Annotated in this window: 18 protein-coding genes; 9 read left to right on the forward strand and 9 right to left on the reverse strand. The window is 61.7% G+C overall.

Going from position 1 to position 17141, the window contains the following annotated elements; genetic code table 11:
* Positions 1–7: 7 nt before the first annotated feature.
* The 5 genes from C0058_RS20590 to C0058_RS20610 form a co-directional block, all read right to left on the reverse strand.
* Positions 8–550 carry a hypothetical protein gene (locus C0058_RS20590; protein ID WP_158660302.1) on the reverse strand — a complete coding sequence of 181 codons (543 nt, stop codon included), beginning with the start codon at positions 548–550 and terminating at the stop codon, positions 8–10.
* Between the two features lie 67 nt (positions 551–617).
* Positions 618–1460, reverse strand: coding sequence for a DUF4123 domain-containing protein (locus tag C0058_RS20595; protein ID WP_102369447.1), 843 nt, complete (start codon positions 1458–1460; stop codon positions 618–620).
* On the reverse strand, positions 1460–3502 hold the full coding sequence (locus C0058_RS20600; protein ID WP_102369448.1) for a type VI secretion system tip protein VgrG: 2043 nt from the start codon (positions 3500–3502) through the stop codon (positions 1460–1462). The genes C0058_RS20595 and C0058_RS20600 overlap by 1 nt, the downstream gene beginning before the upstream one ends.
* Before the next feature lie 311 nt (positions 3503–3813).
* Positions 3814–4803: a diaminopimelate epimerase gene (locus tag C0058_RS20605; protein WP_102369449.1), complete on the reverse strand. Its 990-nt coding sequence runs from the start codon at positions 4801–4803 to the stop codon at positions 3814–3816.
* Positions 4800–5561 (reverse strand): FadR/GntR family transcriptional regulator, encoded by a 762-nt coding sequence (locus C0058_RS20610; RefSeq protein WP_102369450.1) that lies wholly within the window; start codon positions 5559–5561, stop codon positions 4800–4802. The genes C0058_RS20605 and C0058_RS20610 overlap by 4 nt, the downstream gene beginning before the upstream one ends.
* Before the next feature lie 234 nt (positions 5562–5795).
* Between C0058_RS20610 and C0058_RS20615 the strand changes: the two genes are divergently transcribed.
* Genes C0058_RS20615 through C0058_RS20645 form a run of 7 tightly spaced genes read left to right on the forward strand, consistent with a single transcriptional unit; the run spans position 5796 to position 11992 of the window.
* Complete coding sequence (locus C0058_RS20615; protein WP_102369451.1) at positions 5796–6536, forward strand: SDR family oxidoreductase; 741 nt, start codon at positions 5796–5798, stop codon at positions 6534–6536.
* A 28-nt stretch (positions 6537–6564) separates the two neighbouring features.
* On the forward strand, positions 6565–7410 hold the full coding sequence (locus C0058_RS20620) for an ureidoglycolate lyase (RefSeq protein ID WP_102369452.1): 846 nt from the start codon (positions 6565–6567) through the stop codon (positions 7408–7410).
* Between the two features lie 20 nt (positions 7411–7430).
* The gene (locus C0058_RS20625) at positions 7431–8708 is read left to right on the forward strand and encodes an L-fuconate dehydratase (protein ID WP_102369453.1); all 1278 of its coding nucleotides are present in this window, start codon (positions 7431–7433) and stop codon (positions 8706–8708) included.
* A 37-nt stretch (positions 8709–8745) separates the two neighbouring features.
* The gene (locus C0058_RS20630) at positions 8746–9606 is read left to right on the forward strand and encodes an amidohydrolase (protein WP_102369454.1); all 861 of its coding nucleotides are present in this window, start codon (positions 8746–8748) and stop codon (positions 9604–9606) included.
* Positions 9603–10376 (forward strand): SDR family oxidoreductase, encoded by a 774-nt coding sequence (locus C0058_RS20635; protein WP_102369455.1) that lies wholly within the window; start codon positions 9603–9605, stop codon positions 10374–10376. Before C0058_RS20630 ends, C0058_RS20635 begins: the two co-directional genes overlap by 4 nt.
* Positions 10373–10720 carry an L-rhamnose mutarotase gene (locus tag C0058_RS20640; RefSeq protein ID WP_003219515.1) on the forward strand — a complete coding sequence of 116 codons (348 nt, stop codon included), beginning with the start codon at positions 10373–10375 and terminating at the stop codon, positions 10718–10720. Before C0058_RS20635 ends, C0058_RS20640 begins: the two co-directional genes overlap by 4 nt.
* 51 nt (positions 10721–10771) lie before the next feature.
* Entirely contained in the window at positions 10772–11992 is a 1221-nt protein-coding gene (locus tag C0058_RS20645; protein WP_003219513.1) for a sugar MFS transporter, read from the forward strand.
* On the opposite strand, the gene C0058_RS20650 is transcribed toward C0058_RS20645, so the two are convergent.
* A complete protein-coding gene (locus C0058_RS20650) occupies positions 11934–12755 on the reverse strand; it encodes a helix-turn-helix domain-containing protein (RefSeq protein ID WP_168197514.1) in 822 nt (273 codons plus the stop codon). The genes C0058_RS20645 and C0058_RS20650 overlap by 59 nt on opposite strands.
* Positions 12756–12847: 92 nt before the next feature.
* Here C0058_RS20650 and C0058_RS20655 point away from each other — a divergent pair, with 92 nt between their 5' ends.
* Together C0058_RS20655 and C0058_RS20660 are read left to right on the forward strand one after the other, a co-directional pair.
* On the forward strand, positions 12848–13093 hold the full coding sequence (locus C0058_RS20655; protein WP_102369456.1) for a hypothetical protein: 246 nt from the start codon (positions 12848–12850) through the stop codon (positions 13091–13093).
* Positions 13094–13371: 278 nt separating this feature from the next.
* The gene (locus C0058_RS20660; RefSeq protein ID WP_008432746.1) at positions 13372–14523 is read left to right on the forward strand and encodes an MFS transporter; all 1152 of its coding nucleotides are present in this window, start codon (positions 13372–13374) and stop codon (positions 14521–14523) included.
* Positions 14524–14569: 46 nt separating this feature from the next.
* On the opposite strand, the gene C0058_RS20665 is transcribed toward C0058_RS20660, so the two are convergent.
* The 3 genes from C0058_RS20665 to C0058_RS20675 all read right to left on the reverse strand — a co-directional run bounded on the left by C0058_RS20665 (position 14570) and on the right by C0058_RS20675 (position 17082).
* Positions 14570–15184, reverse strand: a complete 615-nt coding sequence (locus C0058_RS20665; protein ID WP_008432744.1) for a hypothetical protein — start codon at positions 15182–15184, stop codon at positions 14570–14572.
* A 497-nt stretch (positions 15185–15681) separates the two neighbouring features.
* Positions 15682–16026, reverse strand: a complete 345-nt coding sequence (locus C0058_RS33095; RefSeq protein ID WP_256344310.1) for a hypothetical protein — start codon at positions 16024–16026, stop codon at positions 15682–15684.
* 84 nt (positions 16027–16110) lie between these two features.
* Positions 16111–17082 (reverse strand): type III secretion protein, encoded by a 972-nt coding sequence (locus C0058_RS20675; protein WP_102369457.1) that lies wholly within the window; start codon positions 17080–17082, stop codon positions 16111–16113.
* Between the last annotated feature and the right edge of the window lie 59 nt (positions 17083–17141).

The following is a 17141-nucleotide window of genomic DNA, read 5'->3' on the forward strand; positions in this document are numbered from 1 at the left end:
CTCCCCATCAGATTTCCCCAAACACGAGCCTCACTGTTTTGCCGTTCAACTCATCACGCTGCACACGACCACCCGTTGCTGTCGTTGGCGGCAGTCCTCTTGCATCCACCAGGTTGCATTGAAATACGTTATCAGTCGCCTGCGTTGGCCCTGCCGGCCTGAGTAACCACTGACAGGCCCCCGGCACCTCCAAGGTACCTTCCCCCGGCATTCGAGACATATGGGGTTCAACCCAATCATGCACACCGATAAACGCAAAATCCCCCCCACTGTCCGACAAGTGCTCAGCCGACTTCGCATAGACATCAAACGTCATGTAACGCAGCACTAACGGACACCCGTTCACCGTCTCCGTCAGAGGCAACTCGAAGCTCGCCCGATTCGCCACCGACTTCTCAAGAGCGTCGAATATCTTGATCTCTGGCAGATCACCTGGACGCCATCGTAAAGTGCAAGTCTCACCTGTTCCGGGGACGTAAGTTGCATCGCCTCTGAGTCTGTAATTCGCCGGCAAATCGACCTCCAAAGTGAAACTATCAGCAGGCTTCATCACACAACCGGAAACACCCAGCACACTGCAAACGAATACCCCTCGCCACACGCCCGACATAAATCCCCTACGCATCCTGCTGCTCCCGCTCCACCCGACGCCACTCCCCAACCACCCGCTGAAAATGATCCTCCGCCACTTCCCCACGCATCGGCTGCCATCGAATAAGCACGTCCCCAGTGGCTTCCAACAACCGCCGCACCACCAAAAACTCCAGCTGTTCCGGCCTGTCCCATTGCCAGGCCCGCGCTTGCTCCAGCACCTGCGCCAACCAGACTCTCGGGTCTTGAAACTCAACCAGTGCGCTCAACGCCTCGCTGTACTCGGCCAGCAGGTAACGCAGGATATTGGCTTGCAGAATCACTCCCGCCTGGGGATTCGGCACCTCCAGCCACGGCGCAGGATCGGGTACCGGATACGCCCCCGGAGCCGGGTTATCGACACAACTCCAACGCTCACCCTGCCAGTAACACACGCCGATCAGCGGCCCGAGAAAAACAGGCCAGTCCCGAGCAGGCAGGTGAACCAAGGCCCGCGCCAAGGTGCGGTTATCGTGGAAGCGGTACAGCGCCTGACTGCCCGCCGTTCCCACCACCAACCTGTCGCGCCAGTGCCGGGTAACACCCGATAAATCATCACCAGCCAGGCTGCCCAACCAGCCCCAATTACGCTGGGGGTTTTGCAGCAAACCCACCAATGCGGGCTCGCTGACATGGTCGAGCAACAGGAGCATCGGCCCATCCGCTGCCATTTCCGATGCGACGGTTTCACCATAGAGGCAGCGATACTCAGCGACCGTGCGTGTCGCCAGCAGTACCCCACGCGCATCGCTTTCACCCTGTAGAACCAGGCACAGCCGGCGCCCTGCCTGCTGCTGTTCAGCCATCCACTGGCCAGGCGCGATCTCCATCAAGCCGCCCTCCCCGTGGATTCGCACAGGCCTTCACGGCAGCGCTCGCACACTGGACAGAAGTCCGCATCCAGTCTTCTGGCCAGCTCCATGACTACGCCTTGGATAACCGAAACCTTCGGCCCATCCGCTGCAAATGCGGACGAAGCAGCCACGTCACCCGGTCCAACTGGGTTGGCTGTGCGAATCACGGCAGGCGCACCGCCCAACGTGATCGGCCGACTGCTGAAAATCCCGCCAGCCTGAATCAGCAAATGCTCACCACCGGCCTTGAAGCTCAACTGCGCACCGGCATCGATAACCAGGTTGGCCCCCGCCTTCAGATGGACCTGTTGCCCCGCTTCGATCACCAGGGTCTGGCCGACAAGGGTCTGGCTGTTGCCCTGCACGTGCAAGTGATCATCAGCCCCAAGCCGAACCTTGCGGTCGCCGGCGATGCTGCGGTGTTCCTCGTCTTCCAGGGTGGTGGCACTCAAGCCGTGGATGGTTTCCCGACGTTCGCCCACCACCTCCAGCCGACTGTCGTGGCCGACCTGCTGCTCCAGATCGCGTTGGGCGCGCAGGTAGATGAGTTCCTGGCCGCTGCGGTCCTCGAGGTGCAGCTCGTTGGCCCCCGTCCCGCCCGGCGAACTGCGGCTGCGTAGCACACTGCGGGTCTTGTGTTGGGGCAACGGATAGGCAACAGGCTGCAAGGTATTGGGCAGGCAACCATTGATCACTGGCCGGTCTGGATCACCTTCCAGGAACGTCACCAGTACCTCCATGCCCACACGCGGGATCATCACCGCGCCATAGCTGTCACCCGCCCATCCGGACGCCACACGCACCCAGCAGCTGCTCTTGTCGTCGTGCTGGTCCAGGCGGTCCCAATGAAAGCGAATTTTCACCCGGCCGTGAGCGTCGCAATGCACGTCTTCACCCTCGGGCCCGGTGACGGTTGCGGTCTGGCTGCCGCTGATACGCGGTTTGACGTGCTTGAGCGGCGGGCGGTAAGCGGCGCGCCAGGGCGTTGCGGTAAATCGATTGCGATAGCCGTGGAATGCCTCGACATCCACCACCGCCTCCTCCAGCACCTGCGGTTGATAGCCTTCGTGACGCACGCCGGTGATCAGCCACAAGTCATTACAGGTGCGGTCCGGATGGCCGCGCAGTTCCAGGAAATGCCCGCTGCGCAAAGCCGGCTGGTCACTGCGGCCCAGGGCCCGATGACGGTCGCGTTGATGACGTTCCAGGCCACGCCGGGCCAACTGCGAACCTCGCAGATGCCCCGTGAATCCCGCAGGGTATTGATAGTCTTCAAGTGCCGGGAAAGATCCGGCCTGCTCCTGCAAGCGCAGCGACGGATGTTCGAAGTCGTAGTCACGCCGAACAACCTGAGCACTGCGCGTGGCCAGGCGCACATCGAAACGCTGGATCACCAGCGTTTCGGCAGCCGGGCCTCCGGCCGGGCAGTAGCGTTGCGCCGGCAAACGACGAAACACCGTCTGGTCATCACCCAACACCAGTACATGGGCGTCTGCACTGTGGCGAAAGTGGTAGTGAATGCCCTCTTCCTCGCACAGCCGCTGGATAAAGTGCAGGTCGGTTTCCGCGTATTGCACACAGAACGTACGCGGTGGGTAAACCACCGGCCCCAGTTCGAAGGTATAGGCATCAGCAAGGATGCCGTGCTGCTCAAGCACTGCCGCGATAATTTGCGGCACGCTGCGCTGCTGGAAAATCCGCTGGTCGCAACGATGGGCCAGGTACGCCACGCGCGGCGCAAGGGTGAGGTGGTAGCGGGTCAGCCGCTGCCCCGGGCCTTCCCGGCCAATGCTGTAGATTTGCCCGTGCAGGCCTTCACCGGGCTCGCCAAAATCCAGATAGGCCGGTTGGTGAAGTAACTTCTCCAGATCCAGGCTGGGGTTTTCACTGACCCACTGCACTTCAATAAAAAAAGGCTGGTCAATCGTTTCGCTGCCTTTAAAAGCCAGCACCTGAAATGCCTGGTTCATTCCTGCAACGACCAGTTTGAAACGTGACGAAACAAGCGTATTGAACATCCGTTGTTACCCGCCATTCATTGTCGAGCTGAAATAACTTCTCCCGTAAAACGCAGATAAAGCCACTCAATTCGAAGCCGATAAAAAGTGCCTGAACCCCAGGAATACTAGCGATTTCAGGCGAAATTCGGCCGCTTCAAAATAAAAAAGAAGATTCGCACACCGATATTGGAAGGGTCTTTTATAAATACAGAAATGCAGTTAAACAGCCAGTACTGACTAACGGGAATACTCTTACACCACCATTCACCAGAGCTGCTTATTTATAGAGAAACAGCTGACAAAGATGATTAAGCCCGCCACTGCCTTTTTCAAACTTCCTGCAGCCGCGCAGTCCCGAACAGGCTAACGCTCAGCAACTCACCCGGCTCTGCTTGCAACCGTACGGGTGCGGTACCGCCCGGCATCACCACCGCCACCTGACCCGCCGTCACCCATCCTACAGACCAGGCGGCGCATGCCACCGCACTGGCGCTGGTCCCGGAGGACGCCGTGGGCCCCTCACCACGCTCAAACACTCGCGCGATCACGCGATTGCCTGAATCCCGGGCGACCCATTGCAGGTTGACCCCGGAAATACAAGGTTGGCCGGCCCCGGCAGGTGGTGCGAAAGCAATCGCCCTCAGCGGATCGAACCAGGCTGATCGATGCAGCTGGGCGTTGTCCGGCAACGCTGACGCGTCCTGTACCAGCGTCACACAATGCGGGTTGCCCACACGCACAAACTGGCTGTGATTCCACTCGGGGTTGAGCGCAGCCAGTGGCGAAACATGGCTCACCTCAGTTCCCTCAAGCGAGACCGCGCCCACACCAACAGCCCCTACCGCCAAAGGCCCGAACTCGGGACGCCCCAGCGCCAGCCAAAAGCCTTGCACCTGTTCGTACTCCGCCGGCTCAACCCGCGTAACCACCGGCGACAGTGCGTCTGTCTTGTCGTGATGCACCCGCAACTCACAGCCTTGCGCCATCAATCCCTGGTCGGTCAACGACTGGGCGAAGATCGTCAGGCCATTGCCACTGCGTTCGGCCAGGGAACCGTCGGTGTTGACGATCAACAGGTCAAAAGGCGGCGCGGCCTGGAACGGCCCCACCAACAAGCCGTCACAGCGATGCGCCTTGGCCTCTGCCGGGCGCGGCAACTCATCCCAACCGCACTCGGCGGCAATCGCCGCCAATGCCCAAACACCTCGGGTGCCAGCGGCCAAGTCGGCACGGTCCGGCACGTCGATACCCTTGCTGCGTAAATGCTCCGGGCTCACTACGCCGTAGATATTGCCGCGGGCGTCATAGAAAACGCTCATTGCGCTGCCCGCATGAAAATCCGTACCACCTCTTCCAGGTGCTTGCGCATCGCCTGTCGCGCACCCTCCACGTCTCGCTGTTCCAGTGCATCGAGGATCTTGCGGTGCTCGTCTTCCGAGCGATGGGGCATGTCGTCCGAGGTGTAATGCGCCTGCAACCGCTGGAACATGCTGCCGTAACGATGCCCCAGCAAGTGCGCAATCATCAACGCATACGCCGGATTGCCCGAGGCCTGGGCGATGCGAATGTGAAACAGGCGATCGCCCGGATGGGTATGGGAGCCGTCGCGGTTGTCCTGCACATTACGCTCGAAGGCCTCGCGGATCCCCGCCAGCTCTTCGTCGGTGGCATGTTTGGCGGCCAGGGCGGCGGCTTCCGGCTCAATCAGGCGACGGGCCTGGAGCAGGGAAAACGGTGGAATCTCGGCATTGAAGTCGACGTGCAGGTTGAGTTCCGGATCGAACTCTTTCCATTGATCCCGGGTGGCCTGGGCCATCACCGGTTCCTGGCTGACTGTCGGTTGCACGGGTTCACACACCAGCACGCCGTTGCCCACCCGCACATCTACCAGGCCGATCACCTCCAGGGCAATCATCGCCTCACGCACGGAAGCGCGACTCACGCCCAACAGTTTGGCGAGTTCACGCTCAGCGGGAAGTCGACTGCCCGGCGGAAATTCTCCGCTGTCGATCAACGCTCGCAACTGGTCGGCAATCTGTCGATAAAGACGTTGGTTATCAATTACTTGAAATGGCATCTAGGCTCAGCTCGATTCATGCACAGCACGGTCAAAGCGATCAACCCGCAAAAAAGCCGCTTGTTGACCGGGATGACCCATGCTAAAAATTGGATCAATGGCCTGACCATTGGATCGTTTCCAGTGTGCTGATCATAGCAAACCCACCAGGGTTCGCTATGCCGCAGATGCAGGTGTTTCACGCCCTCAATGGCCTGACCATTGAGCCAATAACAATAATCAAGGGAGTCTGTCATGGACCTCACCGGTAAACGCGTGCTGATCACCGCCGCCGCCCAGGGCATTGGCCGCGCCAGCGTCGAAGCCTATCTGACGGCAGGGGCCGAAGTGATTGCAGCCGACATCAATCAACAGGCGCTCGCCGGCTTGCCGGGTGCGCAAACGGTGGTGCTGGATGTCACCGACGCCAGCGCCATCCAACGCCTTGCCGCCGAGATCGGCCCTCTGGACGTGCTGTTCAACTGCGCAGGCGTGGTGCATGCCGGCAATATCCTCGAATGCCCGGAAAGCGACTGGACGTTTGCCCTGGACCTGAACGTCACCGCCATGTACCGCATGATCCGCGCGTTTCTGCCGGGGATGCTGGCGGCGGGCGGCGGCTCGATCATCAACATGTCGTCGGTGGCCTCCAGCCTCAAGGGCGTGCCCAACCGCTTTGCCTATTGCGCCAGCAAGGCGGCCGTCATCGGCCTGACCAAATCCGTCGCGGCCGACTTTGTCACCCAGCGCATCCGCTGCAACGCTATCTGCCCGGGCACCGTGGAGTCGCCTTCGCTGCAGCAACGCATCGTCGAACAAGCCCGCCATGAAGGCCGTCAACAGGACGAGGTGTACGCCGCCTTCACCGCGCGCCAGCCGATGGGACGCCTGGGCACGCCCCAGGAAATTGCCCAGCTGGCGCTGTACCTTGGCTCCGATGCCAGCGCGTTTACCACCGGCACCACCCAGATCATTGACGGCGGCTGGAGCAACTGACCGCCCACTTCCAATAAGAGGATTGCTCATGAAATTGCTGCGCTATGGTGAAAAAGGTCAGGAACGCCCGGCCCTGCTTGACGCTGATGGACGTCTGCGTGACCTGTCCGCCCACATCAGTGATATCGCCGGTGACGCCCTGCTCCCGCAAAACCTCGCTCGCCTGCAAGAACTCGACCCCGCGAGCCTGCCCCTGGTACCGGGCAATCCGCGTTTGGGCGCCTGTGTCGGCCAGGTAGGAAAATTCATCTGCATCGGCCTGAACTACGCCGATCACGCTGCCGAAACCGGCGCCCCCATCCCTGACGAACCGATCATCTTCAACAAGTGGACCAGCGCCATCGTCGGCCCCAACGACACCATCGAAATCCCCCGCCACTCCACCAAGACCGACTGGGAAGTGGAGTTGGGCGTGGTGATCGGCCAGGGTGGCCGCTACATCGAGGAAAGCCAGGCCATGCAGCACGTGGCCGGCTACTGCGTGATCAACGATGTCTCCGAGCGCGAGTTCCAGCTGGAACGCGGCGGCACCTGGGACAAGGGCAAGGGCTGCGACACCTTCGGCCCGCTCGGCCCCTGGCTGGTCAGCCGCGATGAGATCGCCGACCCGCACCAACTGTCGATCTGGCTGGAAGTCGACGGCCACCGCTACCAGAACGGCAACACCCGCACGATGATTTTCCAGATCCCCAAACTGATCAGCTACCTCAGCCAGTTCATGAGCCTGCAACCGGGGGATGTGATTTCCACCGGCACCCCGCCCGGTGTCGGCCTGGGGATCAAGCCAGTGCCGGTCTACCTCAAGCCCGGGCAAAAAATCCGCCTGGGTATCGAAGGCCTCGGCGAACAGAACCAGACCACGGTCGACGCCTGACAAGAACCAAGGAGCCGTTCATGACCACCATTACCGCGATTCGCGTCGAAGATATCCGCTTTCCTACGTCCCAGTCCCTGGACGGTTCCGATGCCATGAACCCGGACCCGGACTACTCGGCCGCCTATGTGATTTTGCAGACCGACAACCCGGCCCTTGAAGGCCATGGCCTGACCTTCACCATCGGCCGTGGCAACGAGATTTGCTGCGCGGCGATCCAGGCCATGCAACCGCTGCTGGTGGGCTTGACCCTGGAATGGATCGCCGAAGACATGGGCCGTTTCTGGCGGCATGTCACCAGCGACAGCCAGTTGCGCTGGATCGGCCCGGACAAGGGCGCCATCCACCTGGCCACCGGCGCGATCGTCAACGCCGCGTGGGATTTGTGGGCCAAGGCCGAAGGCAAGCCCCTGTGGCGCCTGGTGGCCGACATGAGTCCGGAACAGCTGGTGCGCTGCATCGATTTCCGCTACATCACCGACTGCATCACCTCCAGCGAAGCCCTGGCCTTGCTGCGCCAACGCGCCGAAGGCAAGGCTGAACGCATGGCCGACCTGCAAGCCAATGGCTACCCCTGCTACACCACCTCGGCCGGCTGGCTCGGTTACGGCGACGAAAAGCTGCGCAGGCTGTGCCAGGAAGCGGTGGATGCCGGCTTCAACCACGTAAAGCTCAAGGTCGGCCACGACTTGCAGGATGACCTGCGGCGCGTACGCATCGCCCGCGAAGTATTGGGCCCGGACCGCCAATTGATGATTGACGCCAACCAGGTGTGGGAAGTCGACACCGCCATCGATTGGGTGCGCGAATTGGCGTTTGCCAAGCCGTGGTTCATCGAGGAACCCACCAGCCCCGACGATATCGAGGGCCATCGCAAGATTCGCCTGGGCGTGGCGCCGGTCAAGGTCGCCACCGGCGAGATGTGCCAGAACCGGATCATCTTCAAGCAATTGATCATGCGCGAAGCCATTGATGTGGTGCAGATTGACGCCTGCCGCCTGGGTGGGGTGAACGAGGTGCTGGCAGTGATGCTGATGGCGGCCAAATATGGCCTGCCCGTGTGCCCGCATGCCGGCGGTGTCGGGCTTTGCGAGTACGTGCAGCACCTGTCGATGATCGACTACCTGTGCATTGCCGGCACCCACGAAGGCCGGGTGATCGAGTATGTCGACCATTTGCACGAGCATTTCGAGGAACCTTGCGTGGTGCGCGGTGCGGCCTATCTGCCGCCGAAGGCGCCGGGCTTTTCGATCCAGATGAAAGCCGCGTCCCGGGAGCAATACCGCCACCGGCCGTGAGCTGAACCGCAATTTGAATGGACGGAGCACAATAACAATGTCGTCCCCATCACCTTTGAGGCTCGATGCGCACCAGCATTTCTGGCGCTACCGGGCCGCTGATTATCCGTGGATCGGTACGGCTGAGGCTGACCTGCGGCGGGACTTTCTCCCACAGGACTTGCGGCCGTTGCTCGACGCTGCCGACCTGGATGGCTGCATTGCCGTGCAAGGCCGCGCCGGTGAGCAGGAAACCGACGCGCTGCTGGAAATGGCGCGGCAGCACCCATGGATACTCGGCGTCGTCGGCTGGGTCGACCTGTGCGACCCACGCCTGGAACAGCACCTGGAACAGTGGCGCGACGCACCGGGACTCAAGGGCTTTCGGCATCAGATTCAGGATGAGCCTACGCCTGCCAGCTTTATGGCTGACGCGAAGTTCTCCCGTGGCCTGCAACACCTGCAGCAACAAGGCTACGTCTACGAAGTGCTGATCCGCTGCGCCGACCTCGACGCCGCGACAGCCCTGTGCCAGCGCCACGACCGGCATCATCTGGTGCTGGACCACCTGGGCAAACCGGACATCGCCAACGGCCCCGTCGGTTGGGCCGAACACCTGGCGCCACTGGCCGCCCTGCCCCACGTCAGTTGCAAGCTGTCGGGCCTGCTCACCGAAGCCGGGCCCGAGCAACGCAACGCCCGAGCCCTGCGCCCCTACATCGAACTGGCGCTGGAATTGTTCGGCGCCGAGCGCCTGATGTTCGGTTCGGACTGGCCGGTGTGCCTGCTGGCCGGGGAATACCAGGGCACCTGCCAATTGCTGCAACAAACCCTCGGCCCACTGTCGCCCGATGAACAGCAGGCCATCTGGGGCGGCACGGCCCAGCGGGTCTATCACCTTGAAGGAAACTGCCCATGAATCTGCATTTGCAGGACCGCGTGATCATCATCACCGGCGGCGGCTCGGGGATTGGCGCCGCCATTTCCCTGGGGTTGATTGCCGAAGGCGCAATCCCGGTAATTTTCGGCCATCAACCGTTGTCACCGGCCTTCGCGGCCGAGCTTGAGCAGCACGGTCAAAGCCACTTCATCCGTGTCGAGTTGCGCGATGAGGACGCCTGCCGCGCAGCCGTCAACGAGGTGTTGCAACGCTTCGGACGCATCGACGGCCTGGTGAACAATGCCGGGGTCAACGACAGCGTGGGCCTGGATGCGGGCCGTGCAGCGTTCGTCGAATCCCTGGAAAAGAACCTGATTCATTACTACTTGATGACCCACTTGTGCCTCGATGCCCTCAAGGCCAGCCGCGGGGCAATCGTGAATATCAGCTCCAAGACGGCCCTCACCGGCCAGGGCGGTACCAGCGGTTATACCGCCGCAAAAGGTGCGCAGCTGTCACTGACCCGGGAATGGGCCGCCTCCTTGCTGGAGTTCGGCATCCGGGTCAATGCCGTGGTGCCCGCCGAGGTGCTGACGCCGCTGTATCAACGCTGGATCGACGGCTTCGACAACCCCGAGGCCAAGCTCGCCGCCATCGTCGAAAAAATCCCCTTGGGCAAACGGATGACCACTCCCGAGGAAATTGCCGACAGCGTGCTGTTCCTGCTCTCACCCCGCGCCTCCCACACCACCGGACAGTGGCTGGTGGTGGATGGAGGCTACACCCACCTCGACCGGGCGCTGACATGAGCGGCCAACGTTACTGCCTGGCGCTGGACCTGATCGACGATGCGGCATTGATCGCCGAGTACCAGCAGCTGCATCGACGCATCTGGCCTGCCGTGGCAGAGCATCTGCGCAGCCAGCAAATCCTGGAAATGCAGATCTGGCGCCTGGGCACGCGGCTGTTCATGGTCATGGACACCGCGGCCGGGTTCAGCTTCGAAGGGCTGGACCACGCTGCACGCGCCAACCCCGACGTGCAAGCCTGGGAAACCCTGATGTGGCGCTTCCAGGCCCCCACGCCGTGGACTGACCCCGGCGGCAAATGGCAGCCCCTGGAGCAGATTTTCTGCCTTACCGACCAACCCTGATACCCGCTGCATCGCACGCCTTGATCCCATAAAAACAACAGGAGAAGCGTCATGTTAAGCAAAGATACACACCTGCCAGGCACCCGTGCCGTGCCGACCTATCGCTGGGCGCTGATGCTGGTGACCAGTCTGTTTTTCCTCTGGGGCTTGTCCTACGGTTTGCTCGACGTACTGAACAAGCACTTCCAGGAAGTCCTGCACGTCAGCAAGGCCCAGTCCGGGCTGTTGCAAAGCGCCTATTTCGGCGCGTACTTCCTGATTGCCCTGCCGGCCGGGTTGTTGATGGACCGCCACGGCTACAAGGCCGGGATCCTGCTGGGCCTGTGCCTGTATGCGGCGGGCGCGCTGCTGTTCATGCCGGCGGCTGCGGCGGCGAGCTTTCCGTTTTTCCTGTTCGCGCTGTTTGTCATCGCCTGCGGCCTGGGCTGCCTGGAGACCGCTGCCAACCCCTATGCCACCGTGCTGGGCGAACCCCAGGGCGCCGAGCGGCGGTTGAACCTGGCGCAATCATTCAATGGCCTTGGCCAGTTCTTCGGCCCGCTGATTGGCGGCGCGATGTTCTTCAGCGCCGGCAGCACACCGGCCTCGGACATGAGTTCGTTGCAGACCACCTACGTGGTGATCGCGGTTCTGGTATTGCTGGTGGCGCTGCTGATCGCCCGCACGCCGCTGCCGGATTTGCGCGCGCAGGAACAGGCCCTGCAACCGACGGCCGGCAAGGGTCTGTGGCAGCACCGGGAGTTCGTCGGTGGGGTGATCACGCAGTTTTTCTATGTGGCGGCCCAGGTCGGAGTCGGCGCATTTTTCATCAACTACGTCACCGAGCATTGGGCACAGATGGGCAATCAGCAAGCCGCCTACCTGCTGTCGATCGCAATGCTGGCCTTCATGTTCGGGCGCTTTTTCAGTACCTGGCTGATGGGCCGGGTCAGCGCGCAGAAGCTGCTGCTGATTTATGCGCTGATCAATATCGCGTTGTGCGGCCTGGTGGTGATCGGCCTGGAAGGTATCTCGGTGATCGCGCTGATCGCGGTGTTCTTCTTCATGTCGATCATGTTCCCGACGCTGTTCGCCATGGGCGTGAAGAACCTCGGGCCGCACACCAAGCGCGGCAGTTCGTTCATGATCATGGCGATCGTCGGCGGCGCCCTGATGCCCTACTTGATGGGCAAGGTGGCGGACAACAGCACGGTGGCGCTGGCTTACCTGTTGCCTATGGGGTGTTTCGTGATTGTGGCGGTGTATGCCCGTAGTCGCTTGCGCCATCCGTGAAGTACCGCCCCGGCGTCGTCCCGAACGTACGCCGGAACATTGCAATAAAGGCACTGACGTTTTCATAACCCAGGTCCAGCGCAACCCGGGTCACGGGTGCATGCGCCGCCAGCAACTCCAGGGCGCGCAACAACCGTGCGCGCTGGCGCCACTGGCTGAAGGTGAACCCGGTCTCGGCAACAAACCGCCGGGCCAGGGTACGCGGCGAGACACCGGCCCACTGCGCCCAGTGTTCCAGCAGGCGGTTGTCGTCGGGACTGTCGGCCAGCGCCTGGGCGATGCGCAACAGGCGCGGGTCCCGGGGCAGCGGCAAGCCGAATGGCTCCTGGGGCAACCCGGCGATTTCATCAAGGATCACCTGGGCGATCCGTGACTGAGGCGGCTCGAGCAGCGGCTGGCTCCAGGTTGCCGCGCGCCTGACGGCTTCCAGCAACAAGGCCGACGTGGCGATAACGCACGTCTGTCGGGGCAGCCCTGCACATGCCTGGGGTTCGACATACACACTCCAGCCATCAAACGGCCCGTGGGAACGCAAGGCGTGGGAACAATCGGGGGCAATCCACACCGCGTGGGTGGCCGGTACTACCCAATGCTGGTGCGCCGCCTGCACCGACAACAACCCGCGCTGGGCTCCGAGCAATTGCCCGCGGGCATGCTGATGAAGGGCCGTGGTGCGTGCTACCGGACTGCTGCGCAACGTCGCCACCAGCAACGGACCGCCGGTCGCATTGGCGAGCTGGGCTGAAACGAGTGTTGACGGCATATGGCAGCTTTACCGTATTGAATGACCTGGATAAGGCAGTGTAGCCATTTGCGCACGCCCAGACTGCGGATTCATTCATTGAGGGCTCCGCCATGCGTGCAGAAGACGTGCTTCCCGACCATCTCGACCAAGGCCAATTCAATGGCGTGACCGTGCGCAAGGGCACGGTGGGCGCATTCCTCGCCAACGCCAGAACCTGGTGCGATCCGGCCACCCCGGACGAGCAGCGCTTGCTGGCCGAACAGGACATCCTGCAAGCCCTCCCCGCCCTGCAGGCCCTGGGCCTGTTTGAAGTGTTGCAGGTGCGGGATGCGAAACTGGCGCGGCTGCTGAAGTGAGAGGATCGGCCTGGAAGGTGGTAATCCGTCGCTGGAAGCCCGGGGTTCACCAGTTCTCGCGGGGATTACGCACCTTCCAGGCCACCTCGCACCTCAAGTGGTTACTTGTCCTACGAACTGATAGTGGTTGGAAAGGCCCGTCGCGTTCCATGATCCTGGAAAAAATGTTTGGCCCTGTGTTCAGGCATGCCAAGGGAACCCGGCTCGCTCGATACGGCCTGATGTGCAAGGATGTTGCGCTGCACATCGTTCGTTGAACGCAAAACCAAGGATTTTTCATGACCGCCATCAGCACCCCAGCGCCCGTGGTACCCGGGCGGCTGGAACAAATGTCGACCCGCATCGCGTTTTTCATCGCCGGCTTCGGCATCGCCGCCTGGGCACCACTGGTGCCTTATGCCAAGGCCCGCGCCCAACTCAATGAGGGCACCCTCGGCCTTTTGCTGTTGTGCCTGGGGGTGGGCTCGATGATCGCAATGCCGGTCGCCGGGGCCCTGGCGTCGCGCTACGGTATCCGGCGAGTGGCCACCGGCGGCACCCTCCTGATCTGCCTGGGCCTGCCGATGCTGGCCACCGTCACCTCGATTCCCTTGCTGATGGCCGCACTGTTTGTGTTTGGTGCCGGCCTGGGCACGGTGGACTCCACGGTCAACCTGCAAGCGGTGATGGTCGAACGAGCCAGCGGTAAGACCATGATGTCGGGCTTCCACGGGCTGTTCAGCCTGGGCGGGATCGTCGGGGCGGCAGGTGTCAGCGGGCTGCTGGGGTTGGGCTGGTCGCCGTTGCAGGCCACCCTCGCCGTGATCGTCGTCATCGTAGTGGCCTTGCTCAAGGCCGGGCCACACCTGCTGCCTTACGGCAGTGAAAGCTCCGGGCCGGCCTTTGCCGTGCCCCACGGCGTGGTGCTGTTTATCGGCTGCCTGTGCTGCATCGTGTTTCTTGCCGAAGGCGCCGTGCTGGACTGGAGCGCGGTGTTCCTGAGCGCCGAGCGCGGCCTTGACGAAGCCTATGCGGGCCTTGGCTACGCAGCCTTTGCCTTGACCATGACCGTCGGGCGCCTTACCGGCGACAGGATAGTTCGCCGCCTGGGCGCAACCCGGGTGATTGTATTCGGTGGCGCGCTCGCCGCCGGCGGCATGCTGTTGGCGACGCTATTACCTGCGTGGGAAACCGCCCTGCTGGGGTATGCTTTGGTCGGTGCCGGGTGTTCGAACATCGTACCGGTGCTGTACACCGCCGTCGGCAAGCAGACCGTCATGCCGGAACACATTGCGGTGCCCGCCATCACCACCCTGGGCTACACCGGCATTCTCGCCGGCCCTGCGGTGATCGGCTTCATCGCCCATGGCAGCAGCTTGAGCACTGCCTTTGTGCTGATTGCCGTACTGCTGATCGGTGTGGCGATCAGCGGGAAAATACTGCGGGTCTGACCACCCAGCCCCATCACGCCTCGTATATTGAGGCGTCAACCCGGGGTCATTTGGCTTTCTGGAGTTCCAGCCAGCGATCAAGGGTTTTGTTGCTGAGCCAGCCCGCCTGGTGATGGCTGCCGAAAATTCGCCGACCGCTGTCGGCGGTGTTTTCCAGCGACCGCAACAAGCCCGGCCGGTCCACAAGGTTTTTCGCCATATACACCTGCTGTTCGTCGTATTTCTTCTTCGGTAGCCCCGTGGCCGGGTCCAGTACAACTTGGCCATGGCTGTCGAGCTCATCCGGGTCTTTGCTCATCATCGCCAGCACCTCGATATTGACGTAGCAGATCTGCTCGAAAAACCCCATGCGGTCCCGCGACCGGTCCCGTAACTCGGTGAACATTTCCTTGAACAGACGGACGAGATCGGCATTGTTTTTTGTGTGGAAAGGGTCCGGGCTGAAGGCACTGGGATCGCTGTTGCCGAACACGACGTTCTCGGCCTGTGCCAGGCTTTCGCGGGTGATGTAGCCGTCCTGGTCGAGGATCGCATCGATCAGGCGCGGGCGCTGGATGATCGCCTTGGCAAGCAGGATAGCGCTGTCGGCCTCTCGGCTGGCACCGAGCTTTTTACTGGCGATTCGTTGCAGTGAAGACAGCTTCAGTCCGTCAGTTCTCATGGAGTTTTTTCAGCATGGCAAATTGGGCGTTCGCCGCGCTCACCAAATCGCTGTCCGGCAAACGAATGTAGGGATTGGGCCCGCGGAGGCGGCTGGGCACTTCGTTCTGAAGCCCCAGGTGTTGCAGCAGACTCCTGCAGTGACTCTCCCCCCGCAAAGGAGGCCGATAGCCTGATGAGCGGACAGGCGCCCCGCCGGATTGATGGCTGTGCTTTCGCGCAGCCTCACCGGGTTCACTTGAAGCGGCGTGAATTGCCCGTGTACCGCCGTCCAGTGCCGGGGCAATACAGGGTGTAGCACCGAGGTGCTGGCAGACCGACCCGCCGTTGATTGTCATGATTCATCTCCACCATTTTCCGGTTCCACATTGACCTGGTCATCATCCCGGCAATCGCCGTATCGCTCAGGTGAAAACAGGCCAAAGGTGTGTGGTGTGCCGGTGGCAATGGTTCCGAGATAGAGCAGCGTTCCAATGACAACATGTAAAAACCGAAGAATCAGTCGGCTTTTCGAGACCCTGGCCAGGTCGGTTTCGTCTCCTGCCAAAGGCCTTTGATCGCTGCGACCATGGCGCCCATCACCGCGCGCAACGGGCGTAACCCAGGCGCGTGGGAGGCAGGCAACTGCCCGTGCGGCAACATGCCTTTGATGAAGTCGTCAGCCGCCGGGGCCTGGAATGTGTGCTGCCCGGTGAAGTTCTTCACTCGCCGGGCTTCGGCGCCCTCTTCGCACCGTTTGCCCGGTGCGGCAACGGGGGGCGGTTGCAGGGTATCGCTGCCCGTCGGCGCAAGACAGGCTGGCTGATAGCCAGGATTGTGCGATCCACACGAAGGTGTAGCCATGTCTGAGCCCTGGCTGAGAGTTTGAAAGCAGCGGATTGAGCAAGGCAGGTCATCACGCCGCGAGAGGGTCGCGGCGTGATCGAGCTAAAACAGGTTCAGAGAGAGGTGGCGCAGGCCGGCTCTGCCGATCTTGCCGTCATACCGGTCAAGAGAGTCCATCAGCGTTAACAGGCTTGAGCGCTGAGTGACTTCCTTGGCCAACTCGATGAGCCGCTGTTGCTTTGGGTCGCTCGACGACGATGCGGCCAATTTTTTCAAATCTTTGATACTGATGGAGCGGCTCCAGATACCCTTCAGGGCGTCGAAGTCCTTCAACATCTGTTCGGCGAGCTGTTTGTCGGTCTTGTACTTCAAGGCGTTGCCGGAGTCGAGCACGGCGTTGAGGTCCCGCCGGGAGATTCGACCATCCAGATCACCGGTCCTGCCGGCTCGGTCAAAGGCTTGTATTACGTCTGGGCGTCGCAGCAGTTCCCGGGCCAACAGAATGTTCTCATTACGGTCCTGGTCGTTGGTCAACCGTCTGCCCGCCATCTCCTCCAGGCTTTGTTTTGTGATGAAGGGCTGGCCCGGCACCGTGAACGCATCAAATTTGTTCTTGAGGAGGTTCCCCAGTTGATCGGGGGTTTGCCTCGAAAAGTGTGGGTCCGGGCGACCGTATCCCGGGTCAGGCTTGCAGGGGGTCGGACGGCAGTGTCCGGGAAGAGGCCTGAGTGGAATGGAAGGGTCAGGACGACCATAACCGGGGTGAGGCCGGAACGGATTGAACAGCTTGTGCAGAAAGTCCTGAAGCTGTCCGATCAGCCCGCCCAGGAACGAGTTTGCATAGGACGCCCGGAATGAGTTGTTGGCGGCACCATGGGGATCCATCGTGCTCTGCGTCGTCGTCCAATTCGAATATCCCGGGCCGATCCCATTCTGTGGCACGTTGAAGCTGATGTGGATCGACCCCTGCCCGGAGCGTGAGCGTGACTGCGTCGATGTGGCGGCATCAGTATGCGGCTGCGCGGCGTTATCAGAGGGGTTGGCAACAGTTGAGTTGGATAAGGTTACCGACATAGGCATCTCCAGTTCGGCGTATTGACACGATTCACTCCCGGCTCAAAGACACCTCGGCG

Source organism: Pseudomonas sp. NC02, from assembly GCF_002874965.1.
In the GTDB taxonomy this organism is placed as follows: Bacteria; Pseudomonadota; Gammaproteobacteria; order Pseudomonadales; family Pseudomonadaceae; genus Aquipseudomonas.

Bases quoted from the DNA above. Each gene is read 5' to 3' on its own strand.
- C0058_RS20590 (WP_158660302.1), bottom strand. From the start codon at position 550: ATGAAGCCTGCTGATAGTTTCACTTTGGAGGTCGATTTGCCGGCGAAT.
- C0058_RS20595 (WP_102369447.1), bottom strand. From the start codon at position 1,460: ATGGAGATCGCGCCTGGCCAGTGGATGGCTGAACAGCAGCAGGCAGGG.
- C0058_RS20600 (WP_102369448.1), bottom strand. From the start codon at position 3,502: ATGTTCAATACGCTTGTTTCGTCACGTTTCAAACTGGTCGTTGCAGGA.
- C0058_RS20605 (WP_102369449.1), bottom strand. From the start codon at position 4,803: ATGAGCGTTTTCTATGACGCCCGCGGCAATATCTACGGCGTAGTGAGC.
- C0058_RS20610 (WP_102369450.1), bottom strand. From the start codon at position 5,561: ATGCCATTTCAAGTAATTGATAACCAACGTCTTTATCGACAGATTGCC.
- C0058_RS20615 (WP_102369451.1), top strand. From the start codon at position 5,796: ATGGACCTCACCGGTAAACGCGTGCTGATCACCGCCGCCGCCCAGGGC.
- C0058_RS20620 (WP_102369452.1), top strand. From the start codon at position 6,565: ATGAAATTGCTGCGCTATGGTGAAAAAGGTCAGGAACGCCCGGCCCTG.
- C0058_RS20625 (WP_102369453.1), top strand. From the start codon at position 7,431: ATGACCACCATTACCGCGATTCGCGTCGAAGATATCCGCTTTCCTACG.
- C0058_RS20630 (WP_102369454.1), top strand. From the start codon at position 8,746: ATGTCGTCCCCATCACCTTTGAGGCTCGATGCGCACCAGCATTTCTGG.
- C0058_RS20635 (WP_102369455.1), top strand. From the start codon at position 9,603: ATGAATCTGCATTTGCAGGACCGCGTGATCATCATCACCGGCGGCGGC.
- C0058_RS20640 (WP_003219515.1), top strand. From the start codon at position 10,373: ATGAGCGGCCAACGTTACTGCCTGGCGCTGGACCTGATCGACGATGCG.
- C0058_RS20645 (WP_003219513.1), top strand. From the start codon at position 10,772: ATGTTAAGCAAAGATACACACCTGCCAGGCACCCGTGCCGTGCCGACC.
- C0058_RS20650 (WP_168197514.1), bottom strand. From the start codon at position 12,755: ATGCCGTCAACACTCGTTTCAGCCCAGCTCGCCAATGCGACCGGCGGT.
- C0058_RS20655 (WP_102369456.1), top strand. From the start codon at position 12,848: ATGCGTGCAGAAGACGTGCTTCCCGACCATCTCGACCAAGGCCAATTC.
- C0058_RS20660 (WP_008432746.1), top strand. From the start codon at position 13,372: ATGACCGCCATCAGCACCCCAGCGCCCGTGGTACCCGGGCGGCTGGAA.
- C0058_RS20665 (WP_008432744.1), bottom strand. From the start codon at position 15,184: ATGAGAACTGACGGACTGAAGCTGTCTTCACTGCAACGAATCGCCAGT.
- C0058_RS33095 (WP_256344310.1), bottom strand. From the start codon at position 16,026: ATGGCTACACCTTCGTGTGGATCGCACAATCCTGGCTATCAGCCAGCC.
- C0058_RS20675 (WP_102369457.1), bottom strand. From the start codon at position 17,082: ATGTCGGTAACCTTATCCAACTCAACTGTTGCCAACCCCTCTGATAAC.